Genomic DNA, 21821 nt, shown 5'->3' on the forward strand with positions numbered 1-21821 from the left:
GATGTTTTTATGAACGGACTTTCGTCACTTCGGTATCTTCCACTAAAGTGTCTTCAATTTCATTGGCCACTGTATGGCCTTTCTTCAGTTCTGCGTTAGCCGCTCCGACTAATATCAAGGCCATAATTGCACTGAGTCCCCAGAAAAGCAGATTAAAGTCTCCTGTAAACATGGCTTTGTAGAAAACGGCTCCATAGATACCGCCGAAAATCGGTCCGACTACAGGTACCCAGGCATAGCTCCAGTCTGAACTGCCTTTGTTTGGAATCGGCAGCAATGCATGCGCAATACGCGGTCCGAGGTCACGTGCCGGGTTGATGGCGTAACCCGTCGTGCCGCCGAGCGACATCCCGATCGCAATGATCAATGCGCCGACAATCAGCGGATTCAAGCCTTCCGTGAATTCATTGGCACCGATGAACAACAAGCCCATCACGAGAACGGCAGTCCCGATGATTTCACTGACCAAATTTGAGAACGGACTGCGCACAGCAGGACTCGTGGCGAACACGCCCAATTTTGCTCCTTGGTCTTCTGTCCGTTTCCAATGCGGCAAGTAATTTAAAAAGACAATTGTTGCCCCAATGATCGCCCCTAAAACCTGTGCTGCTATGTAAATCGGCACTTTCGCCCACGGGAAATCACCTACTGCTGCAAACCCAAGCGTCACCGCTGGATTTAAATGTGCTCCCGAAATACCGCCGACTGCATAAACACCCATCGTTACTGCCAATCCCCAAGCAATCGTAATGACGATCCAGCCACTATTCTCAGCTTTGGAATCTTTCAATACCACACCAGCGACTACACCCGCACCAAAAATAATCAGGATCATGGTACCGATCACTTCTGCTAAAAACTCCGACATCAATTATCACTCCTTTTTCCTGTTTTAAAGCAAAAATCGTTTGAAAAGCCATAAAAAAATTCGCACTCAATGAAAGCTCTCCTTGTCAGAAGTTCTCATTGATGTGCGAATCTCTCGGTCTCCAACACAATCTTTAACTTGTTACCTATAAGTTATACGTAAAAGAAAGCGCTGTCAATAACACATTTAGAATTTTCAGTAAAAAATCGATTAATAAATCTTTTCGAGCACGAGTCCATTTTTTAGCGGGAGTTCTCTACTTCTGAAGATGTTAGCTGCTCCAATCATTCCTTTTCGATTCAAAACACACCTGCAACGTGCTGCTGCAGGTGTGCCATTATTTACCTAGAGCTAATACCGATTTTAAAATTCTTCATGCGTAGCCGGGTCCATACCAAACAGCCGGCCATCCGGACGGGTCAATTTTGCAATGTCAGCCATTTCAGCTTCACTTAATTCAAAATCAAAAATGGCCAGGTTTTCCCGCTGCCGCTGAGGAGAAGTGGAGCGCGGAATCGAAACAGAACCGATCTGGTATTGCCAGCGCAGCACAACCTGCGGAACTGTTTTATTGTGGGTTTCGGCAATCTTGCGCACCGTTTCATTCGACAGAATATCTGCTGCTCTGGCAAGTGGGCTCCACGATTGCGTTTGAATCCCGTGTTCTGCGTGCACGCGCCGCTGTTCTTCCTGATTAAAGAACGGATGCAATTCAACCTGGTTCAAACTCGGCGTCACTCCGGTCTCTTGAATAATGCGTTCCAGGTGCTCCGGCAGGAAGTTACTGACGCCGATCGACCGGACAAGGCCCCATTTTTGCGCATCAATCAAGGCTTGCCACGCTTCCACATAGAGATCTTGATTCGGAAGCGGCCAGTGGATCACATAGAGATCGAAATAATCCAGATTGGAGCGGTACAGCGATTCCTGAATCGCCACCATTGCTTTGTCGTAAGTATGGTAACGGCCCGGCAGCTTGGACGTCACCCAAAGTTCTTCACGGGAAATGCCGCTTCGTTTGATGCCTTCCCCGACTGCGCCTTCGTTCTCGTAATTATAGGCGGTGTCGATCAACCGGTAACCCGCATTGATGCCGCTGCTGACTGCGTTCGCCCCGGCATTGCCCCACAGTCCGTATGTACCGAGTCCCGTAACCGGCAAGGTTGTTCCATCGTTCAACGTCACTTCTGGTATCGCTTTTTCCATTCACCTTCACTCCTCTCGTTTCTATTTTCAGATTACTCTTCCCTCATCGCAAACTCAAACGATTCGCCCCTTGTTGGACATGCTGAAATCTCTGATGAAGTTGAATTGACTTTGAATAAAGATAGAACTGTCCACCTGCAGTTCGTTATCCGTAAGCAGCACTCATTATTCCTAATTAAATTCCAGCATAACGAGACATTTTCCAACAACATAAAGATATATTTGTTACAAATAGCATAAATCCTATTCCATAATCATCCAATTAATGCTACTATTTATTAGATATTATAGTAGAAAAGAAAGATGGGGAATGAAAATGAAAAAATTAATGAGTTTAATGTTCGTCGGTTTTATTACAGGTCTTTTAGCAGGCTGTGGATCAGAGAATCCTAGCGCTACTGTAGATGACTTTCTAACTGCTGTCCAAAAAAATGATTTTGAAAAAGCAGGTTCTTATGTTCAAGGTGGTACTGACAGTCTGACTACTGATCAAGAAGCGACTGAAGAAGCAGATGAAGAATTAGCAATGACTTTATTTGAAAACATCTCTAAGAACTATGACTTTGAAAAGACTGAAGAAGTATCAGTTGATGGTGATAAAGCCGTTGTAAAAACTGAAATTACCTCTCTTGATATGGGAAGCGTTATGACCAGTACTATGGCAGAAATCATGCCTTTAGCTTTTGCTAGTGCTTTTGATGAAGAAACTCCAGAATCAGAAAAAGCTTTTGAAGAAATGACTGAAAAAACCATGATTAAACATATGACTGCAGAGGATGCTCCTCTTGTTACAAGATCAGTAGAATTGAATCTTGAAAAAGACGATGAAGGAAATTTCAAAATTCTAGATGACGAAAACTTAGAGGAAGCGGTCTTTGCTAATATCTCCCAACTTGAAGATATGTTCAGCGAAGAAGACGGTGAGTCTTGGACAGAAACGGAAGAAACAGAAGAAGAACAACCTGAGCAAACCTCTGAAGTATTGTCTGTTGTAACCGAGAATAAGTCTTATGATGCAAAACCAATAAACGTTACATTGGAAGAAGTATCGTTCAAAAAAGCGAGCAATGTCTCAGAAGATCAGCAGTTCGATATAAACAATATGTATACAGACGAACCAATTGGGGCAGAGTTCAATTACTTTTATATTAAATACACGGCTGAAAATACTTCAGATCAAGATATAACTTTTAGCGGAATCGATGAAATCGTCTTGTTCTCAGAAGGTAAACAAGAAAAAATTGAGGTTGCATATGATTGGAAAGACTTTATCGATTACGATGAAGCGCAGGATCCAGATTATTATGGAACTGTAAGTAAAGCTGGTGAGATTGGAGTAGTAATTAAAACTGATCCCACTAAAGTAGAAAAAGTTAGGCTTGTGATTAGTGAATCTATGTCCACTGAGACTTACGAAACTCTATCAGATGCACAAAATATTGAATTTGAAATAACTAACTGAGCCAGCTCTGAATATATAAATAGTGTTGATTATAGAACCGATGATCTATAAGTTAGATATGAAAAAGCCTATGCCAAAATCAATTAGGATAATACCTATAAAAAGTAAAGCCGCCACTCAAAACGCGGCTTTTTTTGTTGTCTTATAAAACTTATAACGGATTTTCAAAAGTTACCTGTGCGTGCTCCTATCAACCAAATAAAATTCGAGCAGCAAATTGCCAAACCAATTAATAAATACGAATAAATCCTCGAATATTTCAGTGAATGACAGCTTCATTCTTATTCACTTAAAATAAAGCTTACCTATTGGAATTCAAACTTTATTTAAAATTAAGAATTGGTGTACACTTAACTCTATTCCCATAACCAGTTAGGAGCCCAGAGATGAAGACAACCTCTTTTAAACTAATTGAAGCAACAATAGAAGAAATTCAACAGGCTTTCCAGGAAAACAAGCTGACTTCAGTCGAATTGGTGCAGGCTTACCTTGACCGCATCGAAACATTCGACCGGAACGGCCCGAAGATCAATTCCGTCTTAACTGTTAATCCAGATGCCTTGAAAATCGCTGCTGAGCTTGATGAGTTGCGCGGCCAGGATGGACAAGGGCCGCTATACGGCATTCCCGTGTTGCTGAAAGACAATATCGAAACGGTGGACCGGATGCCAACAACGGCCGGCGCCATTGCACTTGAGCACAATTTCGCCAAAGAGGATTCCTTTGTTGCCGCACAATTGCGCAATGCCGGCGCTATTATTCTCGGCAAAGTGAACATGAGCGAATGGGCTTATTTCATGTCGAAAGACAGTGTGAGCGGCTACAGTTCACTTGGCGGCCAGGTGCTGAACCCTTATGGAGTCGCTACTTTCAAAGCTGAAGATGTCGGTGGATCGAGTTCAGGGACAGGCGCTGCCATCGCCTCGAACTTCGCGGTTGTCGGTGTCGGCACTGAAACTTCCGGGTCGATTTTAAGTCCGGCAAGCGCCAATTCCATCGTCGGCATCAAACCGACGGTCGGACTCATCAGCCGCTCGCGCATCATCCCGATTTCTGAAAGCCAGGATACCGCAGGACCGATGGCGCGTACCGTGGCGGATGCTGCAATCCTGCTCGGCGCTATGACCGGCGTCGATGAGCAGGATTCGACAACACTGGGGAGTGCTGGAAAGGCACTAACCGATTACACACCTCACCTGAAAACGGACGGCTTGAAAGGCGCCCGCATCGGCGTTGACCGTACCTATATGAACAATGAAGAACCGGAAGAAATCGCCATTTTGGATGAAGCCATCGAACAAATGAAGTTGCTTGGTGCCACTGTCGTAGAAGTGAAGATTCCCCAACAGACATTCGAATCCGACGTTTTGTGGTATGAATTCAAGCGAGGCGTCAACGACTATTTGCGCACCGTGACGGACGAAGTGCCGGTCAAATCGCTGGCAGATGTCATCGCGTTCAATAAACAAGATCCGGAGCGCCGCATGAAGTTCGGCCAGGCGGAACTGGAAAAAGCACAGTCTTTAAGCGGCGATCCAACTGACCCGACGTACATGGAACACAGAGAAATCGATTTGCGTTCTTCCACTACCGAAGGACTGGACCTCGTCATGAAAGAACACCAGCTGGATGCGTTGCTGTTTCAAAACAACCGCGGCGCCGCCAAACCGGCAAGAGCGGGCTATCCGTCCATCACCATCCCTGCCGGCTACACCAGCAGCGGGCATCCCATCGGCGTCACATTCAGTGCACAAGCTTTCAGCGAACCGCGTCTAATCGAACTGGCCTACGCTTATGAACAAGCCACTCGAAAACGGCAGGCACCGGATTTCCACGATTTTATTGGTTGAATAGATGTTAATCACCTAACTAAAAAGACACATCCGCAATCGTCTTGCAGCGGATGTGTCTTCGCATTGAATTTAAATTGTCGTAGCGTCTAGTTAAAAGTAGATGATATACTATACTACAGCCCAAAAAACTACATAAAAAAGATGGTGATTAACATATGAATCGATCCTTCCAGGGCAGCCGGATTCTGAAAACAGGTATAGCCATATTTTTAACGGCTAGTATTTGTTTATGGTTCGGCTGGCCTCCTGTCTTTGCGGTCATCACGGCCATCGTGACGATTGAGCCGACCGTCAGCGATTCCATCAAAAAGGGACTCGTACGGTTCCCGGCATCTGCGATTGGTTCTGCATTCGCCGTTCTTTTTATTACACTCTTCGGGAATTCTCCGATCACCTATACACTCGCTGCTGTTTTCACCATATTGGTTTGCTACAAACTTAAGCTGCATGCAGGCTTACTGGTTGCCACATTGACTTCTGTCGCGATGGTGGAAGTCATCCACGATCATGTCCTGATTTCATTCTTCATTCGCTTGGGGACAACGACAGTTGGGTTGCTTGTATCCACCGCGGTAAACATGCTCATTTTCCCGCCCAATTACCGGACAGATATTCTGAAAAACATCGAGAGCATCAGCCGGCGTGCAGGAAGACTGCTGGAACACACATTTCACACAGTCCTCTTTGAGGGTGATGCGAACCTCCAAAAAGATCAGGAACTGGTGAAACGGCTGACGACGGAAATCAGAAAGACCGAGACATTGATTCAGTACCACCGGGATGATTTCAGCATCTACCCTTGGGTCCGGAATCGGGAAACAGAACTCCAGATGGCAGAAAGGCAGTTGCTGTTTTTGCACAACCTGGAATTCCATTTGAATGCTTTGCTTCGCATTCCGCTGTACAGCATCAAGTGGTCACCGGCCGAGCGGAATATCATTATGCGTGCCGTTGCAGAGCTGGCGGAAGACTTACAGAATGCCAATGAATACGATCAAGAAACGCATCAGCAGCAATTAAAAATCATCACCGACTTCTTTTGGGAAGACAGCAAAGGCGTCTCGACAAGCGATGCCATGCACCCCATCCTGTTCCCACCAGAGTTCAAGATTCTTTATGAGCTCATCACCATTTATGATTTGGTCGATAATTTCTTTGATCCGAATAGTGTGAAGGCTGCGCGGGAAGCGGAGAAGTGATAGAGCTGCAGAATTCTTAAAAACAGCTGTGCTTGAAACAGAAATGTTTCCGGCACAGCTGTTTTTCTATTTATTTCCGGCCATAAACCCCTGAAGGCAGATCGCATGATTTCAGGATCCCGGACTGCTATACTCCTCTATATGCAAACCTGCAGTTAACGAAAGGAAGTTAGATAGATGAAACTAAGTGTATTGGACCAAGCGCCTGTCACGACAGGAAACACGGCAGAAGCTGCTATGACGAAAGCGGTGGAACTCGCGGTTCTCGCCGACAAATTGGGCTACAGCCGAATGTGGATGGCGGAGCATCATGGCTCCGACGCATTTTCCAGCTCTGCCCCCGAAGTCACTGCCGCATACTTAAGCGCCAAAACAGAGAGGATCCGAATCGGCACTGGCGGCGTGATGATGATGCATTATTCGCCTTTGAAACTTGCGGAGGTCTTTAAAACATTGAGTGCACTGGCGCCAGGCCGCATCGATTTCGGCGTGGGACGTGCTCCGGGCGGCGACCACATTTCCATCTACGCCTTGTCCCAAGGACGCCGAACCATGACGGACGATATGTACGGAAAATTCGACACGGCCCTGAAACTGATCAACGACGAAACGCCGGAAGACAATATGTACAATAAAACCATCGCTTCCCCAACCCATATCCAGTTGCCTGAAGCCTGGCTGCTCGGTTCAAGCGGCAACAGTGCACTGGAAGCTGGTCGAATGGGTGTCGGCTATTCGTTTGCCCAATTCTTCAACGGCGGCATGACGAAAGACATTTTAGATTCCTACCGGGCAAATTTCACGGCTTCCGCTTTCATGGAAAAACCCGAAATCTCGGTATCGTATTTGGTGACAACAGCTGAAACAGCCGAAGAAGCAGAATACGAAGCATTGCCGCAGGATATTGCGCGCCTCATGCTGATGAAAGGACGCATCATGCCCCTCATGACACCTGAAGAAGCACAAAACTCGGCGCTCTCGGAAATGGACCGCATGCAGATCCAGGCAAGCCGCAAACTCCATCTAGTCGGTTCCGCCAAAGACGTCGCCGATCAATTGCAGCGGGAGCAGCTTGAATACGGTTTTGAAGAAGCCATGATCTGCAGCATTCCGCATTCCCAGGAAAAACGGTTGGATGTCTACCGTTTATTGGCGCAGGAGTTATTTTAAACGTGAATCAAATGAAAAAAGCAGTACGCGGCCGCGTACTGCTTTCTTTGTCTCACTTTCCTCTTCCAGCGCTTGAATTCCCTCTAAGAAGCTTATTCAAGCACACCTTCTTCTACAGAAACCTCCAGCAATTCTTTCAAATGCCCATCAATCTGGCTGTGATACCCTTCCCCTTCGCCGCCGAACAGACCGAAATGGCCGGCAATGCTGTTGATTACTCTCAGCTCACTGTTCGGAATCAGCTGTTGTTCGGGTTCACAATCACTCGGCGGGAAAAACATATCGGTATCAATCGGCATGACATACACCTTGGCTTTAATGCGGCCTAGTGCTTTTTCCAGATTCCCTTCAGTCAAACGGCTGACGTCACCCCGCTGCCATTTCCAAGCCATCGTCAATAAGGCATTGGGGTCCATCATCTGGAAAAATGGCTCAAGGAAACCTTGCACCAGTTCTTCCGCAGTCTCCACACCGAACAAGACCCATTTTTCCTCTTTGAAAAATTCCGGAGTGAAGCCCATCACGGCCCATATATCGGCATGGCGCTTCAATCCGTCCGCTACTTCTGTATTAGAGGTGTAGTTTCCGCCATTCCATCCTGGATCGGATGTGATCGCATCCATCAACGTCTGTGTAAACAGGAAATCATGGATCGTGTTTTTCGCCGTTCCAGCAATCGGCGCCGCTCGCTTTACCATATCCGGAAATCTGACCGCCCATTCATAGGTTTGCTGGGCTCCCATCGAACCGCCCACCACCAGTGCCAACTCTTCAATCCCAAACTTTTCTGTAATAAGCCGGTGCTGCGCTTTCACATCATCCCCAATGCGGACATTCGGAAAATCACTCATACCGATGGGATGAGGACTATTATGCGGCGAACTGGAGAGGCCGTTTCCAATCTGGTTGATCACAATGATGAAGTACTTGGTTGGATCCAGTGCCCTTCCTTCACCTATGTAAGTCTCGTAGTCTTTGCTGGTGCCGGAAAACCAGGTGGGAATCAAAATAACATTGTTTTTCTGTTCATTCAATTCTCCATGCGTCGCATAAGCCAGTTTGCAGTCCGGTATCCGTCCCCCTTCTTCCAATTCAAAATCCCCTAAGTCATAAATCTCGTAAGGCCCTTGGTTTTCTTGTGAATAAAATTGATTTTCAATCATTACACATACCGCCTTTTCTCAGGATTTTTTTGATCGGAAGCAGGAAACCATTTTACGCAGGAGCTATCGTTTCACTTCCTTATTTTCATTATACGTGAGTTCCAATATAAGTAAATGCAGAATTTTCTGATATTAAAAATCAGGTAGGATATGAACTTTCAATCGTTCCATCTTCCGTCAACTGCTCAACATGATCCTGTACAAAACAATCCTGTATCCTTAGAAATTATAAATAATCAACTTTTCTTTTAAAACTATAAAAGCCGTATCCGCTAACCCTTCAGGTTAGTGGATACGGCTCTGTTACCAATTATTTATGAACACCCGTTATCTCTTCCATCAATTGAACCCATTCTTCTCTTTTGAAATCATACAACTCCAGCTCTGTTTTTCTCAGAACCATATGGAGGCTGTCGAATTTCTGGTCCGATCGGAACCGCCACCAGCTTTTCGCTGTCGACGTCTTGGTGCCTGGCTCGTAATAAGTCAATGTGAATTCGGGATCGATGATGTCATCTAACCGATCAATCTCTATATAATTATGCGGGAAATCAATATAGAGTCCGAGCGCCGCTTTGTGAGGCGTAATGGACCCGATTTTATGCGGCGATTCAGTGTCACTCCAGGGAACCGGATTGTCGCTCACAATCAAAATCCGGCCGGCCTCATCGGTTTCAATCCGGCAATTCGGCAGGCTGTTAAATACTTCTGTCATCTCGCTCATTTTTTGTTCTACCATCTTGTTCATTTTGCTATCCCATTCCTTTCAACTCATCTATCAATAATGAATGCTGCATTTTCTGCTAGACAAGGCATACCGTTTATTTTTCTGTTCCACTACCTGTTATTCTATCACGTCCCGCTGATTGCTCCGTGTTTAAATTGTAGTGTACTGTCAAAATCGCTTAAAATTGTTTCTTGCACGGGGACACTTTTTTGCTTGAAATGGACCGATTAAGGATATAGTAGCTGTACAAGATCTTTTCGATTCAGTATCAGCTTTTTTTTTCTTATAAGAACTTTTCCTATACTCGATTTTATAACTTCACACGACACTTGAAACTAAATCGATCAGCAGGCGCGATACTCATTAGGAGGTCTCTAGGATGAACCCACAAATCTTAATCGTCGGAGCTGGCCCCACTGGCCTGGCTCTTGCCTATAGCCTGGCGCGTCAAGGCGTGCCGTTTCGGATCATCGATAAAAACGCAGGAACCGGCACAGCGTCACGTGCACTCGCCGTGCATGCGCGCATATTGGAGCAGTACGACCAACTGGGCCTGGCCGAACGCAACATCAAGCGGGGGCATCCGATTTTGTCGCTGGATGTCAGCGACGGCAAACGAGTGAGAGCCACGGTAAAATTCCATAAGTTGGGCAAAGGGCTGAGCCCATTTCCGTTTATCTTGAGTTTGCCGCAAGACGAGCACGAAGAAATTCTAGTGGACGAATTAAGTAAAATAGGCGTCGAAGTGGAATGGAACACTTCCTTGCTTTCGTTTGAAGACACAGGAGCTGGCGTAAACGCTGTGATGCAGCAGCAAGGACAACCAGAAGAAAGAGCGGAATTCGCCTATTTATGCGGATGCGACGGAGCCGGCAGCATGGTCCGGAAAGGACTGGGACTCGACTTTCCCGGCGGCACGTACAAGCAATTATTCTTTGTCGCGGATATCGAAACTGAGCAGCCGGTAGACGATATGGAAAAGATGGATATGTACATGGACAATGACGGCTTTATGCTGTATATGAACGTCCGCAACGCCAACACCAAACGAATCCTTGGCATTGTGCCCGATGAATTCAACGAGCGCACCGATGTCCAATACAGTGAAATCACCAATTACATTGAAAACAAAATCCGCGTGAGCGCGGCCAAGGTCAATTGGTTTTCGACCTACCGCGTCCATAACCGAGTCAGCGAGCGATTTGCCAAAGGGCGCGTCTTTATCCTGGGAGACGCCGGCCACCTGCACAGCCCGACCGGCGGACAAGGCATGAACACCGGCATTGGGGACGCCATCAATTTGGGGTGGAAACTCGCAGCGGTGGTTCAAGGCAAAGCTGCTCCTGGCATATTGAGCACCTACGAACAAGAGCGCATCGCCTTTGCGCGCCGGTTGATCGCGACGACCGACAAAGCGTTCCAAACGATCGTCAATCAAAAACTGCCCGGCACATTACTGCGGGAGTATGCGGTACCTTACGTCTTGCCGTCAGTATTCAAATTTTCCTTCCCCTCAAAAAATGCGTTTAAGATCTTGTCTCAAATCCACATCAATTACCGCAACAGCCTCTTGAGCAAAGGCAAAGCCGGCAAAGTTTACGGCGGCATGCGCTTGCCTTGGATCGAAACTGACATAGGCGATAATTTCGCGCCGCTGCGCTCCGTCGATTGGCAAATTCATATATACGGCAAAGCGCAGCCTGAGCTCATCGACTTTGCCCACTCACAGTCGCTCCAGCTCCACGAGTTTCCATGGGAAGCACAAATGAAAGACGCAGGATTCAAGCAAGATGCGCTGTACCTGATTCGACCGGATGGGCATGTGGGGCTTGCGACTGAAAAGCAATGGCTGCGTGTGTTGAAACTGTATTTGGAGACTTATGGGATTGTGGCTTTTGGAGCGGAGTGAGGTAGAAATAATAAAAGACATACTTATAAAGTTTGAGAGGTCAGCTTCATCGAATTTCTTCAAAAATCCTACATGTATAAGACTCGACACTACAGAAAAAAGAACCTTGAAAGTGTCAAGGTTCTTTAAAAATATATATTAAGCATTTAATTTATATTGCGCTGCTTCACCATACATGCCGTTTTCAGCTGTTACATCATTCAATTCTGCAATAATGACCTTAGGTCTAGAAGGACCGATTATTGTAGAAATATAGCTAACTTTAAATGTGTAAGTAGCTTTTTTGCGGAAGTTTCGATATTCAAGCGAATCTTCTGTAGTTGTCCAATAAACAACATTGCCATCTCTATCTATTAAAGCGATTACTCGATATTCATCGCTTTTAAAGCAAGAAACAAACTCAAGTTCCTTCGTATATTTCTTTCCTTTTTCAAATCCGTTCACTTCTTTGATTGCAAGCACCATCGAAATACACCTCATTCCATAGTGGTATGCATTTAATATAACAGAACCTATGTTCGATTACCAGCAAAAACATTAAAAATATTAGAATATTTAAATAAAACGGCAAAAGAGCGTTAAAACCATCCCTAGCACAAGCCATTCGTAACGCGCCTACTCCATAGTCGAGAAAAATAGTAGGAGGAGGATTCAAATAAGAAAGCCGTATCCGTTAACCATTGAGGTTTTAGGATACGGCTTATTTTTCATCCAATTGTAGTTAATCAACTGAATCCTTTTTGACACAGGGGCGCGTTTTCATTCACTTGCTGCAGTAATCTTATAAATCGCACCGCCATCAGTGGATGCAATAAGCGCGCCATCCTCAGTTACAAGAATATCACGGAAACGTTCGCCTTTATCAGTTAATAGACGTTCTTCTCCAACGATGGTGTCACCTTCAATAACGACACGTGCAATATAGCTCGACACTAAACCACCGATGAACAAGTTGTTCTCCCATTCAGGAATTGCGTCGTTATCATAAAATGAGCTACCACTTGGCGCACTTGTTGGATCCCAATAATATCTTGGTTCAATAAAACCTTGCGCCTCGTGTTCTGAAATTCCATCATTGATTAATTCACCAGTGTACTCGATACCATAAGAAACAATCGGCCATCCATAATTATTGCCTGGTTCAACAATATTCAGTTCATCCCCAGATTGTGGACCGAATTCAACAATCCATAAGTCTCCTGTTTCAGGGTGGAAGTCTATACCTTGAATATTACGATGACCGTAGCTGTAAATACCATCCAGTGCGTCTTCATCTTCGACAAATGGATTCGTATCTACTGCTTCTCCGTCTTGTGTAATGTGAATGACTTTACCTAAATAAGCATCTAGGTCTTGTGCACGTTCACGAATTGGATCATCTGAACGCTCACCAGTTGTTAAGAATAGGTTGCCATCATCATCAAAGATAATACGTCCACCATAGTGTAAGTCACCTTCATATGCTGGTGTCGCTTGGAAGATTACTTCAAAATCTTCAAGTGAGGCTTCATCTTCTGATAAAACACCTTTACCGACAGCAGTTACAGTACCACCTTCGACATCTTGAGAAAACGTCAAAAATACTAATCTTGATTCGTCAAAATCAGGTGCAACGGCTACATCAAGTAAGCCACCCTGACCTGAGTTATTTACTTCTGGTGTGCCTTCGATTGGTTCTGAAACAGCGAACTCATTAAGGTTTACAATAAGAAGTTCTGCTGTATCTCTTTGCGTAACAAGTAAGCGGTTTGGTTCAAACTCTGCCATACCCCAAAGCACGCCAAGACCCTCAACAATAACTTCCTCATTAAGTTCTGTTTCAGTCACTACTGCAGGTGCTCTTGTTTGTTCTGGAAATGCTGGTTCAAACTCAGTAATTTTTGGTTCAGTTTCTGCAGATTCTCCATCTGCACTTTCCTCAACACCCTCGTCAGTACCTTCTGCTGTTTCAGGGCTCTCGTCAGCACTCTCGTCTGTCGTAGCATCAGAATCATCCGTTGCTCCTTCGTCTGAAGTTTCAGCATTGCCACATGCTGCCAAAGCCAATACAAAGATCAGCATTATAAAGAACAGTAATCTTGACCACGAAACTTTCGTCATCGTTTTTCCTCCCCTTTCTAAAATATTAAACTGAATATATATTGAAGTTCAGTCCCCCTGTAAACCAGTATCAAAACTTGGTTAAGACTTTCATATCCTAACTAAAAATATGAAACTCCTTTGAAAATTATGTTATCACAATTTTCTGAAAAATAATAATAACCTTACTTTTTTATGATATTTATTAAATTCTTGTAATAATATCTTATTAATAGACAACAACCGGAGTTGCCGTCTTTTGTGATGTACTAAGCCCGTCTTTGTCTCGCATCCCCTGCACGGCGTAATGCTTCGCCGATGTTACGTAAACATAGATCCTGAATGCTGCCGGCAGCCATACCCACCATCTGTCTTGCAGGGCCTGGGACATAAAAAAAAGATACTCTTTAGAGTATCTGAAGTAAAAATTCTTTAGAAGTATAAGAGTAGTAACCTAATAAAAACACAATAACTATGAGTGAAAGTTATAGCAATTTATCCAGGTATACTTTTTTATTATTTAAAAACACTCGAATAATTATTAATATATTAGTTTTTTCCTTAATAGTATTTATAAATTTTTCTAATGAGTCTTCGTTTTCTTCATTTGATTCTAAAAAAACATAAAGTTCTGCTCTAGAAAATGAAGAACTTTGTTGAAAAATATAACAATCTATTGTCTTTATCGAAACCTCTGGAGGCAACAGATAGCCTAATTCGTAAGCAATTTTGACTATTCTTTTTTCTTCTACTTTATTTTGTTTCGGCTTAATATCTTTTCTAACTCTTAAATAAGAAATTAGAGTGGTACTAATAATTACTAAGGGAACTATTAATAACATACGAATTTTTTCATTATCTGAGAAAATCAAAAGCCCTATAGAAAATAGTGCTATCAAAATCTCTAAAAATATTAGTCGATGAAGTAAATATATATTAAAGAAATGAAAATAGGTATTTATTTTTTTTTTATTAACATAAGAATAAAAGGTCACTATGACAATATAGACGCACATTAAAAAGAGTAGGGATAAAATTAAAATTGCCATAGTAATTCCTCCTTTATTCTAATATTAAACTTTTACTATAAATATTTCTTTTGCTTTTTTTATTATCCTTAATTTCTATTTTCAGCTTAGTAACTGCTTTAGTTAAATACCTTGTATCAATTGAAAAGGTATAAATACCCCCCTTTTCTTTTTTTACAGCAGGTCTTTTTATATCCTGGACTTCATCTAAAATTGGCAACAAAGAATAGATAACTATGGGTTCTAATTCTTTAATAACTTCTCCTTTTGAATCATATACAGAAAAACTCATTTTAACCGTTTTTTCTTTTCTCTGGATAACTTCAGAATGATAATGGAAATAAACTTCTAGCTTATTAATTAATTTAATATTTAGAATAAAACTACCATACTTTACTACTAAATATTTTGCAGTGACAGGAATTTTATCAGATAGTTCTTTTTTGCTTTTCCCAATTAGAAATTCTGGTGTCCTATTTCCTATTCCGTCGATTCTTTCCGTTAAAGCTTCAAACGTCTCGTTGTATCCATCTGCTGACCATAAGCTTTCAATTAAATTTCCAAGATTGATTTCTTTTTCAATAAAGCTTTTATTTCCGAAGATATCTGTAATGATGATTTCGACAGAATTTTTTTTCGTTGGATCTAGGCTATCCATTAATTCTACTTCTTTATTATTAACCTTATACTCAAAGTTGTATTCATTTAAGCCTTCGTACTGTGATAAAATTTCAATTTCCATCAAAGAATCGGGTTCTAAATGTACATTATAGATAAATTTAGGTTCTTCAGGATAGATATTAATACTTCTACTTCTAGTTGCTTCTTTATTACCAAAGATATCTTCACTGTAAAATTCAATTTTACTCTTCCCATAATCAATATTTTTTTCGGGAATCAAATTAATTTCTCCATTATAGATTTTCCATTCACTTGAATTAATACGATAAAACGTATCTAATACGTATTCACCTATATTTTCTAAAAATAAAATTGCTCCATTGTAGTCGAAATTCGAATTAACTTTTTTTTCTCTTTCCACAATTCTGCTGCTTGTTCTAGGAATTTCTAAAATTGTTACATTTAAGGGGACTTCCATTCCCGTGACTTCTCTTGCATTTATATTCTCGGTTGCTAATTTCACAGTAGAAATTGGCTTCTCATTTTTAAAATCTACTTCAACAATTGCTTTTCTAGCCGGATCAGCCTCAATCGTTTTAAATTTAAACCTATTTATTATTTCACTGTTCTCTTGAACTATTGTTTCTATTTGGGTGATACCATCATCATAAGGATCTACTTCAATTACTGTATTACTTTCACTATTGTGTATTAAATATTTGGTATCCCCAAGCTTAATTTTTGTAACATGTGATTTAACGTTATTTACATCCTCTATTTCCCCATCATAAAAAACATCTACAGGACAGTCGACCTTAGTAAAAGTCCAATCTTCTTTTTGCTGATAAGTTTCTAAAATTTCTTTGTTTTTGTAGTGAGTATTTTGTATAATACTGTTTACTTTTTCTAACAGTGGAATATGCTTTATCATTCCCATATGAGAAGCATGTACATAGTATAACTTCGATTTTTTTGAAAAAGACGGCAAAGCAGAATATAGCGGAACTGTTTCATCACCATCAAGAGCTTTGAACTCTTCTTTATTACTATTATCTAAAGGAATTGTACCTAAGGTTCCATGCTTAATTCCTATAAAATTATGATGTTCAACATCATTCTCCCATTCTACATTAATGTATTTCTCTAGTTCTTGATTGACCTGCTCTCCATCTGTATAAGAATCTTCTATTATTTCATAAAGTTTATTAAAAGATTCTTTATGACTTAAATTTTTCCCCTTATCATTTATGTAAGTTAAGCCATTAAAATAGGTTTCTGAAGGTAATAGCTGAAAAGCAGAGGGAAAGGTTCTTGAAATTTTCCTTGTTATATCTACGCTCGGAAAGAATCTCCCTTTATCTTCTACACCATTTAATAAAACATTAAAGGAATCTGGAGATCCTTTCCAAGGGGTTCCTAGAGTTATAACTTTTGCAATATTACTATCCAAATTTCTGTCCTTTGCCCATTTAGTATAGGCTTTTGTCAATAGACCTCCCATGCTATGTGCTACTATTATCACTTCTTCATCAGGGGTTGTTTGGATTTGGCTAATGGTGTCATGAAGATATGAACAAGTGTCGTTTATAATATCTTTTCTCCAGTCATAACCAATTAAATGAACTTTATACTCTGAACTTGGAAGACTCTGAAGGCTTTTAATGATTGGAGAATATATTACATTTTTTCCAACCCATCCACCTATAATGGAAATTCCATTTTCGATTGGAGGGCCAGGAATAATTTTATCGCTGCCATCATTTCTAAAATCTAGACTTAGTTTCAATCTCAATACACTATTGGAATTCATACTATACCACCTATTAATTTGCCGTCCAAAAAAACTTCGCCCTTCGTACAAATGAGACCCCATAACACCGGGAATAAATAATATGTTTTTCATAAATAATTCCTCCAATAAAATATAATAATTAAATCTTTACTACATTAACAACTAGATTACTTAAATGATTTAAATAAATTTATTATCTTTTTATAAATTTTCATTAGTATTCTTGGAAAAAATCATTTAAATTCTCTGATACTAATCAGTCACAAAAATATTTATACAAAACACCAAAAATTCATCTAATTAAATATATTCACTAACTTGTATATCGATTACTTTTAAAATTATATATTTTTTATAAGAATACTGTTTAATGCTATATCCACACAATAAACATAACAACCCTTCATCCCCCGAGTCATCAAGGTCTTATACGTATTCCTCACCAACTGATCAAGCGGATCAACCTCATACTTACCCTTAGGCTTCGCCGGTCTGGCGCCTTTGTCTTTGAAGTTCTCTCGCTTCACTTCAATGGATTGGGTTTCTGGATTATAAGTTAAATCATTGCCGATAATGACACCGACGTATTCCATTTCAAGTCCTTGGACGGTGTGGATGCAGCCGATTTGTTCGGAGCCTTCCGGATGGATGGCCCAGTCGATGCGGGCGGAATCGTTCCATGGCATAGCGAAGTCATGAACTTCCACCACAACGTCTTTTGGCAGCTCCCCATCAACTCTTTTAGTGTTCCATTCCCATGCATAGCCCGCGAGCAGCCTGCCGCCTTTTTCTTTGACTACTTTCTCGTATAATTCGTGCGGGGAATCGACGACTTGAAAGTCGAAATCTCCGTCCAGTTGGATGTCCTGCTTGCGGTCGTAAAGGACGTTGTCGAGCCACTCCAGGTAATTGCCTGAACCGGCGCAGCGGAACTGTGAATCGAGTTCGACGACATGGACCGTGGAATTCTGCTTTTCGGCTTCATCTTTCAATAGATTGAAACGGCCGATGTCTTTATTGGAGACGACTTGCTCATCATCGATAAAGAAGACACTTACTCTGCTGGAGCGGATGATTTGAGTCGCCTGGTTTTCACCTTCGATTTTGCGTTTCATATGCCCCTGGTTCTTCAAGCGATGCGCTTCGTCACAGACCAGGACGTCATAGTAATTTGAAGGCGTTTCCACATACGACGCAGAACCTTTGAAAAGGCTCCGTATTTCTACAAAGCCACTCCGGCCGATCAGTTTCTTCCGGAGGATTTCGCGGAACGATTGGTTCGGTGTAATGTACTCAATCGTCGCTTCTTCGCCTAACAGGAAGTTCATCAAGTTCAAGCCGATGACCGATTTGCCTGTTCCGGGTCCGCCTTTGATAAGAATGGTATGCTTTTGGTCCGTTTCCAGATCCATGCCGTTATAGATGGACAGCACTTTCTCGTAAGCGACCTTTTGTTCATCAAGGAGAATGAATTCCTCGTTTCCTTCGAATAAGGAATTGACGGCTTCGACCAGTTTCTTGGATGGGCGAATTCTTCCTTCTTCGATTTTCCGGGCGATTTCCGTACCTCTTCCTTCTGAGACCGCATCATTGATTCGCTTCCGCAGCAGCAGGTCATCAAATTGAAAATAGATCGGCGACTGCTCGACATAGCTCGTATAGCGTTCATTGAGCAAAGGCTCTGCCAGGTTGTTCGGTATGTAATTATGCAGATAAGCACAGGAGCTTAAGCTGATGGATGTATCTTCGTATAGGGCTTCGTTGAAATTCTCGAGATAGCGCTTATAGGACAGCGACTGATAAGACGGATGAACGGTTTCGCGTTCCCGGCCGCCCAGGAAAGTTTTGACGATGCCGTCGCCTTCTGCCAGTTGTGATTTCTGCCATTGTTTCAGTTCAACGATGACCGCGTTTTGCCGACCGGTCTTGTCTTCCCCGGTAATCAGGAAATCAATGCGCTTTTCAGTGGAAGGGAGCTTGTATTCCAGCAGGACATGGGTACCTTCTTTCAATTCCGCGTCCCGCAGAATCTTGGCCATTTGCGGCAAGGAGTTGGTCCATGAACGGATTTCGCTCGGGGACACGGAGTGGTTCATCTTTTCCTGCACTTTTTCAAGGAGCACAGATTCGATGCGCTGTTCAAGCACGTGGTTGATGAATTTTGAAGAGCTTTCGTTGTAGATGATCATGAGGGTGCTCCTCTCTAAATATGGATATTCAATACAAATATATTAACATTATTTAACTGTTTTAAGTTGAGAAAACAAAATATTTTTACAATTTTATCATTTTTCTCTTTTAAATCTACTTTTTATTGATTCCAATATTCTATGTAAATTTATTTCTTCTATGCCCGTCTACCTAACAAGAGGTGAACCACAGAGAAAAATTAGTATTGGCATTCTGCTTACATTCTTTCTTATCTTTACCGGCTGCTCCAACGCCGACCCGAAGATTACAGAATCAGAAGTAGAAACCCTCGTAGAGCAACACCACGCAAATTCGTTAGGGACGGTTGAAATCACTTCGGTCAGCTATGAGCACGGTCAATATGTCTTTGAGCGGGAGAACGAAGAGAATTGCGAATGGGGCGTTGACTATGTGGATGGGCAGAGTGGTGATATTGAGATAAATGAGGCGACGATTTGCTGATAGCCATAAGTTATAGCTTTAATTGAACTGTACCTTTTTCCCATTTAGTCACACCATTTCATCTTTCCGATGCTAAAGGTATATGACGAGTGGAATACTAGTAAGGAACATTAATCAATTCCAGAGCCGCATCTGATACACCCTATTAAATAGGGTATAATTAAAAAAACGATAGATATGCGGTTCTTTTGTTGTCTTCTATTTATACCTCTGTTCTCAATCCCACTGCTTTCCTTCTGACACAAGAAAGGATGAATGAAAAATGACTGACGATCAATTCTTCAACGAGCTGCAAACAAGTCTAGGTCAAGCCATTGACCACGCTAAAGACGAACCTTCAAAAGCTAGAACCAAAACAGTCGAGATAAAAGAACTGGCTCACTTTACCTCTGAAGAGATCAAGTCACTTCGTCTTCAAATGAATTTGACTCAAAAATCCTTTGCCGCGCTTATGGGCGTATCAATCAAAGCCATCGAATCCTGGGAGCGTGGAACAAACCAGCCAAGTGATTCTGCGCGGCGACTGCTGGAAATTCTGAGAAACGAACCTCATGTGGTGGAAGACCAGGGAATTATTTCTGTATAAGTATTCTTGCCTTATAAATCACATCGAAGTAGGAATTCGATTTCAAAAACACTAATTCACATCATCGAAAAGACCACTAATGACAATATCATATAGCGGTCTCAACATTTTTAATGTAGTTTTGAACTTGTGAACTAAACGCCTCATCTAAAAGATAACAACACCTTTGATTTTATTATCAAAGCCCTGCCATATCCACAGCATAAGTAGCATCCGCATTACTAAACCCTTCAAACTGCAGTTGTTCAATCAATCCAGATCTGGAGAAAGGAGTGTACTCCAGATAATTCTGAGCCACTTTCACCGCTTGATCTCTCCAATTTACATTGAGATTTTCTACTGCAGAAGCAGCATCTGCATTATTAAAACCCTCAAATTCTAATTGTTGAATTAGCCCGCTCTTTGAAAAAGCAGTAAAGCTTATATAATTCTCAGCCGATTTTACTGCCTGTTCGCTCCAATTCACATTGATTTTTTCTACCGCATATATCGCATCCGCGTTACTAAAACCTTCAAACTCTAATTGTTCAATTAACCCGCTCTTCGAAAAAGCAGTAAAGCTTATATAATCTTCAGCCATTCCCACTGCTTGTTGCTGTGAAGCCGATCCCGCATTTTCTGCCGCTTGGCGTGCAGCTTCTTCTGCCTCAGCTTTTGCTTTTTCTTCTGCCTCAGCCTTTGCCTTCTCTTCTGCCTCAGCCTTTGCCTTTTCCTCTGCTTCAGCTTTTGCCTTTTCCTCTGCCTCAGCTTTTGCTTTTTCTTCTGCCTCAGCCTTTGCCTTCTCTTCTGCCTCAGCCTTTGCCTTTTCCTCTGCTTCAGTTTTTGCCTTTTCCTCTGCTTCAGCTTTTGCCTTTTCCTCTGCCTCAGCTTTTGCTTTTTCTTCTGCTTCAGCTTTTGCCTTTTCTTCTGCTTCAGCTTTTGCTTTTTCTTCTGCTTCAGCTTGTGCTTTTTCCTCTGCCTCAGCCTTTGCCTTCTCTTCTGCCTCAGCCTTTGCCTTCTCTTCTGCCTCAGCCTTTGCCTTTTCTTCTGCTTCAGCTTTTGCCTTTTCCTCTGCCTCAGCTTTTGCTTTTTCTTCTGCTTCAGCTTTTGCTTTTTCTTCTGCTTCAGCTTTTGCTTTTTCCTCTGCCTCAGCCTTTGCCTTCTCTTCTGCCTCAGCCTTTGCCTTCTCTTCTGTCTCAGCCTTTGCCTTTTCCTCTGCTTCAGCTTTTGCCTTTTCTTCTGCCTCAGCCTTTGCCTTCTCTTCTGCCTCAGCCTTTGCCTTCTCTTCTGTCTCAGCCTTTGCCTTTTCCTCTGCTTCAGCTTTCACCTTTCCCTCTGCTTCCGCTTCCTCTTTATCCGCAGCTTCGACTTCCGCCGTTTCAAGTACAGGTTCCTCTGTATCGATAGCCTGTTCACCGCACCCACTCAGAATAACCGTTAACCCTACTGCCGATAGAAGCTTTTTATTTCTCCACATAAACACGCACTCCCTCCATATTGTGAAGCTACAATATTGGGTTTCATTTC

Annotated in this window: 16 protein-coding genes; 6 read left to right on the forward strand and 10 right to left on the reverse strand. The window is 42.4% G+C overall.

The annotated features are described in order from the left end of the window. Positions 1-7: 7 nt before the first annotated feature. Positions 8-868 carry an MIP/aquaporin family protein gene (locus IRE19_RS15295; RefSeq protein WP_203341054.1) on the reverse strand — a complete coding sequence of 287 codons (861 nt, stop codon included), beginning with the start codon at positions 866-868 and terminating at the stop codon, positions 8-10. Positions 869-1231: 363 nt separating this feature from the next. After that, complete coding sequence (locus IRE19_RS15300; protein WP_203341055.1) at positions 1232-2074, reverse strand: aldo/keto reductase; 843 nt, start codon at positions 2072-2074, stop codon at positions 1232-1234. 316 nt (positions 2075-2390) lie between these two features. Here IRE19_RS15300 and IRE19_RS15305 point away from each other — a divergent pair, with 316 nt between their 5' ends. The 4 genes from IRE19_RS15305 to IRE19_RS15320 all read left to right on the forward strand — a co-directional run bounded on the left by IRE19_RS15305 (position 2391) and on the right by IRE19_RS15320 (position 7758). Further along, complete coding sequence (locus IRE19_RS15305) at positions 2391-3536, forward strand: hypothetical protein (protein WP_203341056.1); 1146 nt, start codon at positions 2391-2393, stop codon at positions 3534-3536. 386 nt (positions 3537-3922) lie between these two features. After that, complete coding sequence (locus IRE19_RS15310) at positions 3923-5386, forward strand: amidase family protein (protein ID WP_203341057.1); 1464 nt, start codon at positions 3923-3925, stop codon at positions 5384-5386. A gap of 158 nt (positions 5387-5544) precedes the next feature. Continuing rightward, entirely contained in the window at positions 5545-6588 is a 1044-nt protein-coding gene (locus IRE19_RS15315; RefSeq protein ID WP_191716303.1) for an FUSC family protein, read from the forward strand. 177 nt (positions 6589-6765) lie between these two features. Next, positions 6766-7758 (forward strand): MsnO8 family LLM class oxidoreductase, encoded by a 993-nt coding sequence (locus IRE19_RS15320; RefSeq protein WP_203341058.1) that lies wholly within the window; start codon positions 6766-6768, stop codon positions 7756-7758. A 92-nt stretch (positions 7759-7850) separates the two neighbouring features. Here IRE19_RS15320 and IRE19_RS15325 read toward each other — a convergent pair whose 3' ends face one another. Continuing rightward, positions 7851-8921, reverse strand: a complete 1071-nt coding sequence (locus tag IRE19_RS15325) for an alpha/beta fold hydrolase (RefSeq protein ID WP_203341059.1) — start codon at positions 8919-8921, stop codon at positions 7851-7853. A 310-nt stretch (positions 8922-9231) separates the two neighbouring features. After that, positions 9232-9669, reverse strand: coding sequence for a hypothetical protein (locus IRE19_RS15330; protein WP_203341060.1), 438 nt, complete (start codon positions 9667-9669; stop codon positions 9232-9234). A 358-nt stretch (positions 9670-10027) separates the two neighbouring features. Between IRE19_RS15330 and IRE19_RS15335 the strand changes: the two genes are divergently transcribed. After that, on the forward strand, positions 10028-11557 hold the full coding sequence (locus IRE19_RS15335; RefSeq protein ID WP_203341061.1) for an FAD-dependent monooxygenase: 1530 nt from the start codon (positions 10028-10030) through the stop codon (positions 11555-11557). Positions 11558-11695: 138 nt separating this feature from the next. On the opposite strand, the gene IRE19_RS15340 is transcribed toward IRE19_RS15335, so the two are convergent. From IRE19_RS15340 to IRE19_RS15360, 5 genes are all read right to left on the reverse strand, one after another. Next, positions 11696-12022 carry a hypothetical protein gene (locus tag IRE19_RS15340; RefSeq protein WP_203341062.1) on the reverse strand — a complete coding sequence of 109 codons (327 nt, stop codon included), beginning with the start codon at positions 12020-12022 and terminating at the stop codon, positions 11696-11698. A gap of 294 nt (positions 12023-12316) precedes the next feature. Then, positions 12317-13657 (reverse strand): PQQ-dependent sugar dehydrogenase, encoded by a 1341-nt coding sequence (locus tag IRE19_RS15345; protein WP_203341063.1) that lies wholly within the window; start codon positions 13655-13657, stop codon positions 12317-12319. A gap of 464 nt (positions 13658-14121) precedes the next feature. Beyond that, complete coding sequence (locus IRE19_RS15350) at positions 14122-14685, reverse strand: hypothetical protein (protein ID WP_203341064.1); 564 nt, start codon at positions 14683-14685, stop codon at positions 14122-14124. Between the two features lie 13 nt (positions 14686-14698). Continuing rightward, positions 14699-17188: a lipase family alpha/beta hydrolase gene (locus tag IRE19_RS15355; RefSeq protein WP_203341065.1), complete on the reverse strand. Its 2490-nt coding sequence runs from the start codon at positions 17186-17188 to the stop codon at positions 14699-14701. Positions 17189-17418: 230 nt separating this feature from the next. Then, positions 17419-19266, reverse strand: a complete 1848-nt coding sequence (locus IRE19_RS15360; protein ID WP_203341066.1) for a DUF2075 domain-containing protein — start codon at positions 19264-19266, stop codon at positions 17419-17421. Between the two features lie 725 nt (positions 19267-19991). On the opposite strand from IRE19_RS15360, the gene IRE19_RS15365 reads away from it, so the two are divergent. Continuing rightward, a complete protein-coding gene (locus IRE19_RS15365; RefSeq protein WP_203341067.1) occupies positions 19992-20315 on the forward strand; it encodes a helix-turn-helix domain-containing protein in 324 nt (107 codons plus the stop codon). Between the two features lie 178 nt (positions 20316-20493). Here IRE19_RS15365 and IRE19_RS15370 read toward each other — a convergent pair whose 3' ends face one another. Then, entirely contained in the window at positions 20494-21771 is a 1278-nt protein-coding gene (locus IRE19_RS15370) for an Ltp family lipoprotein (protein ID WP_203341068.1), read from the reverse strand. Positions 21772-21821: the final 50 nt, after the last annotated feature.

The sequence above is a fragment of the Planococcus beijingensis genome, from assembly GCF_016820615.1.
GTDB lineage: Bacteria > Bacillota > Bacilli > Bacillales_A > Planococcaceae > Planococcus > Planococcus notacanthi.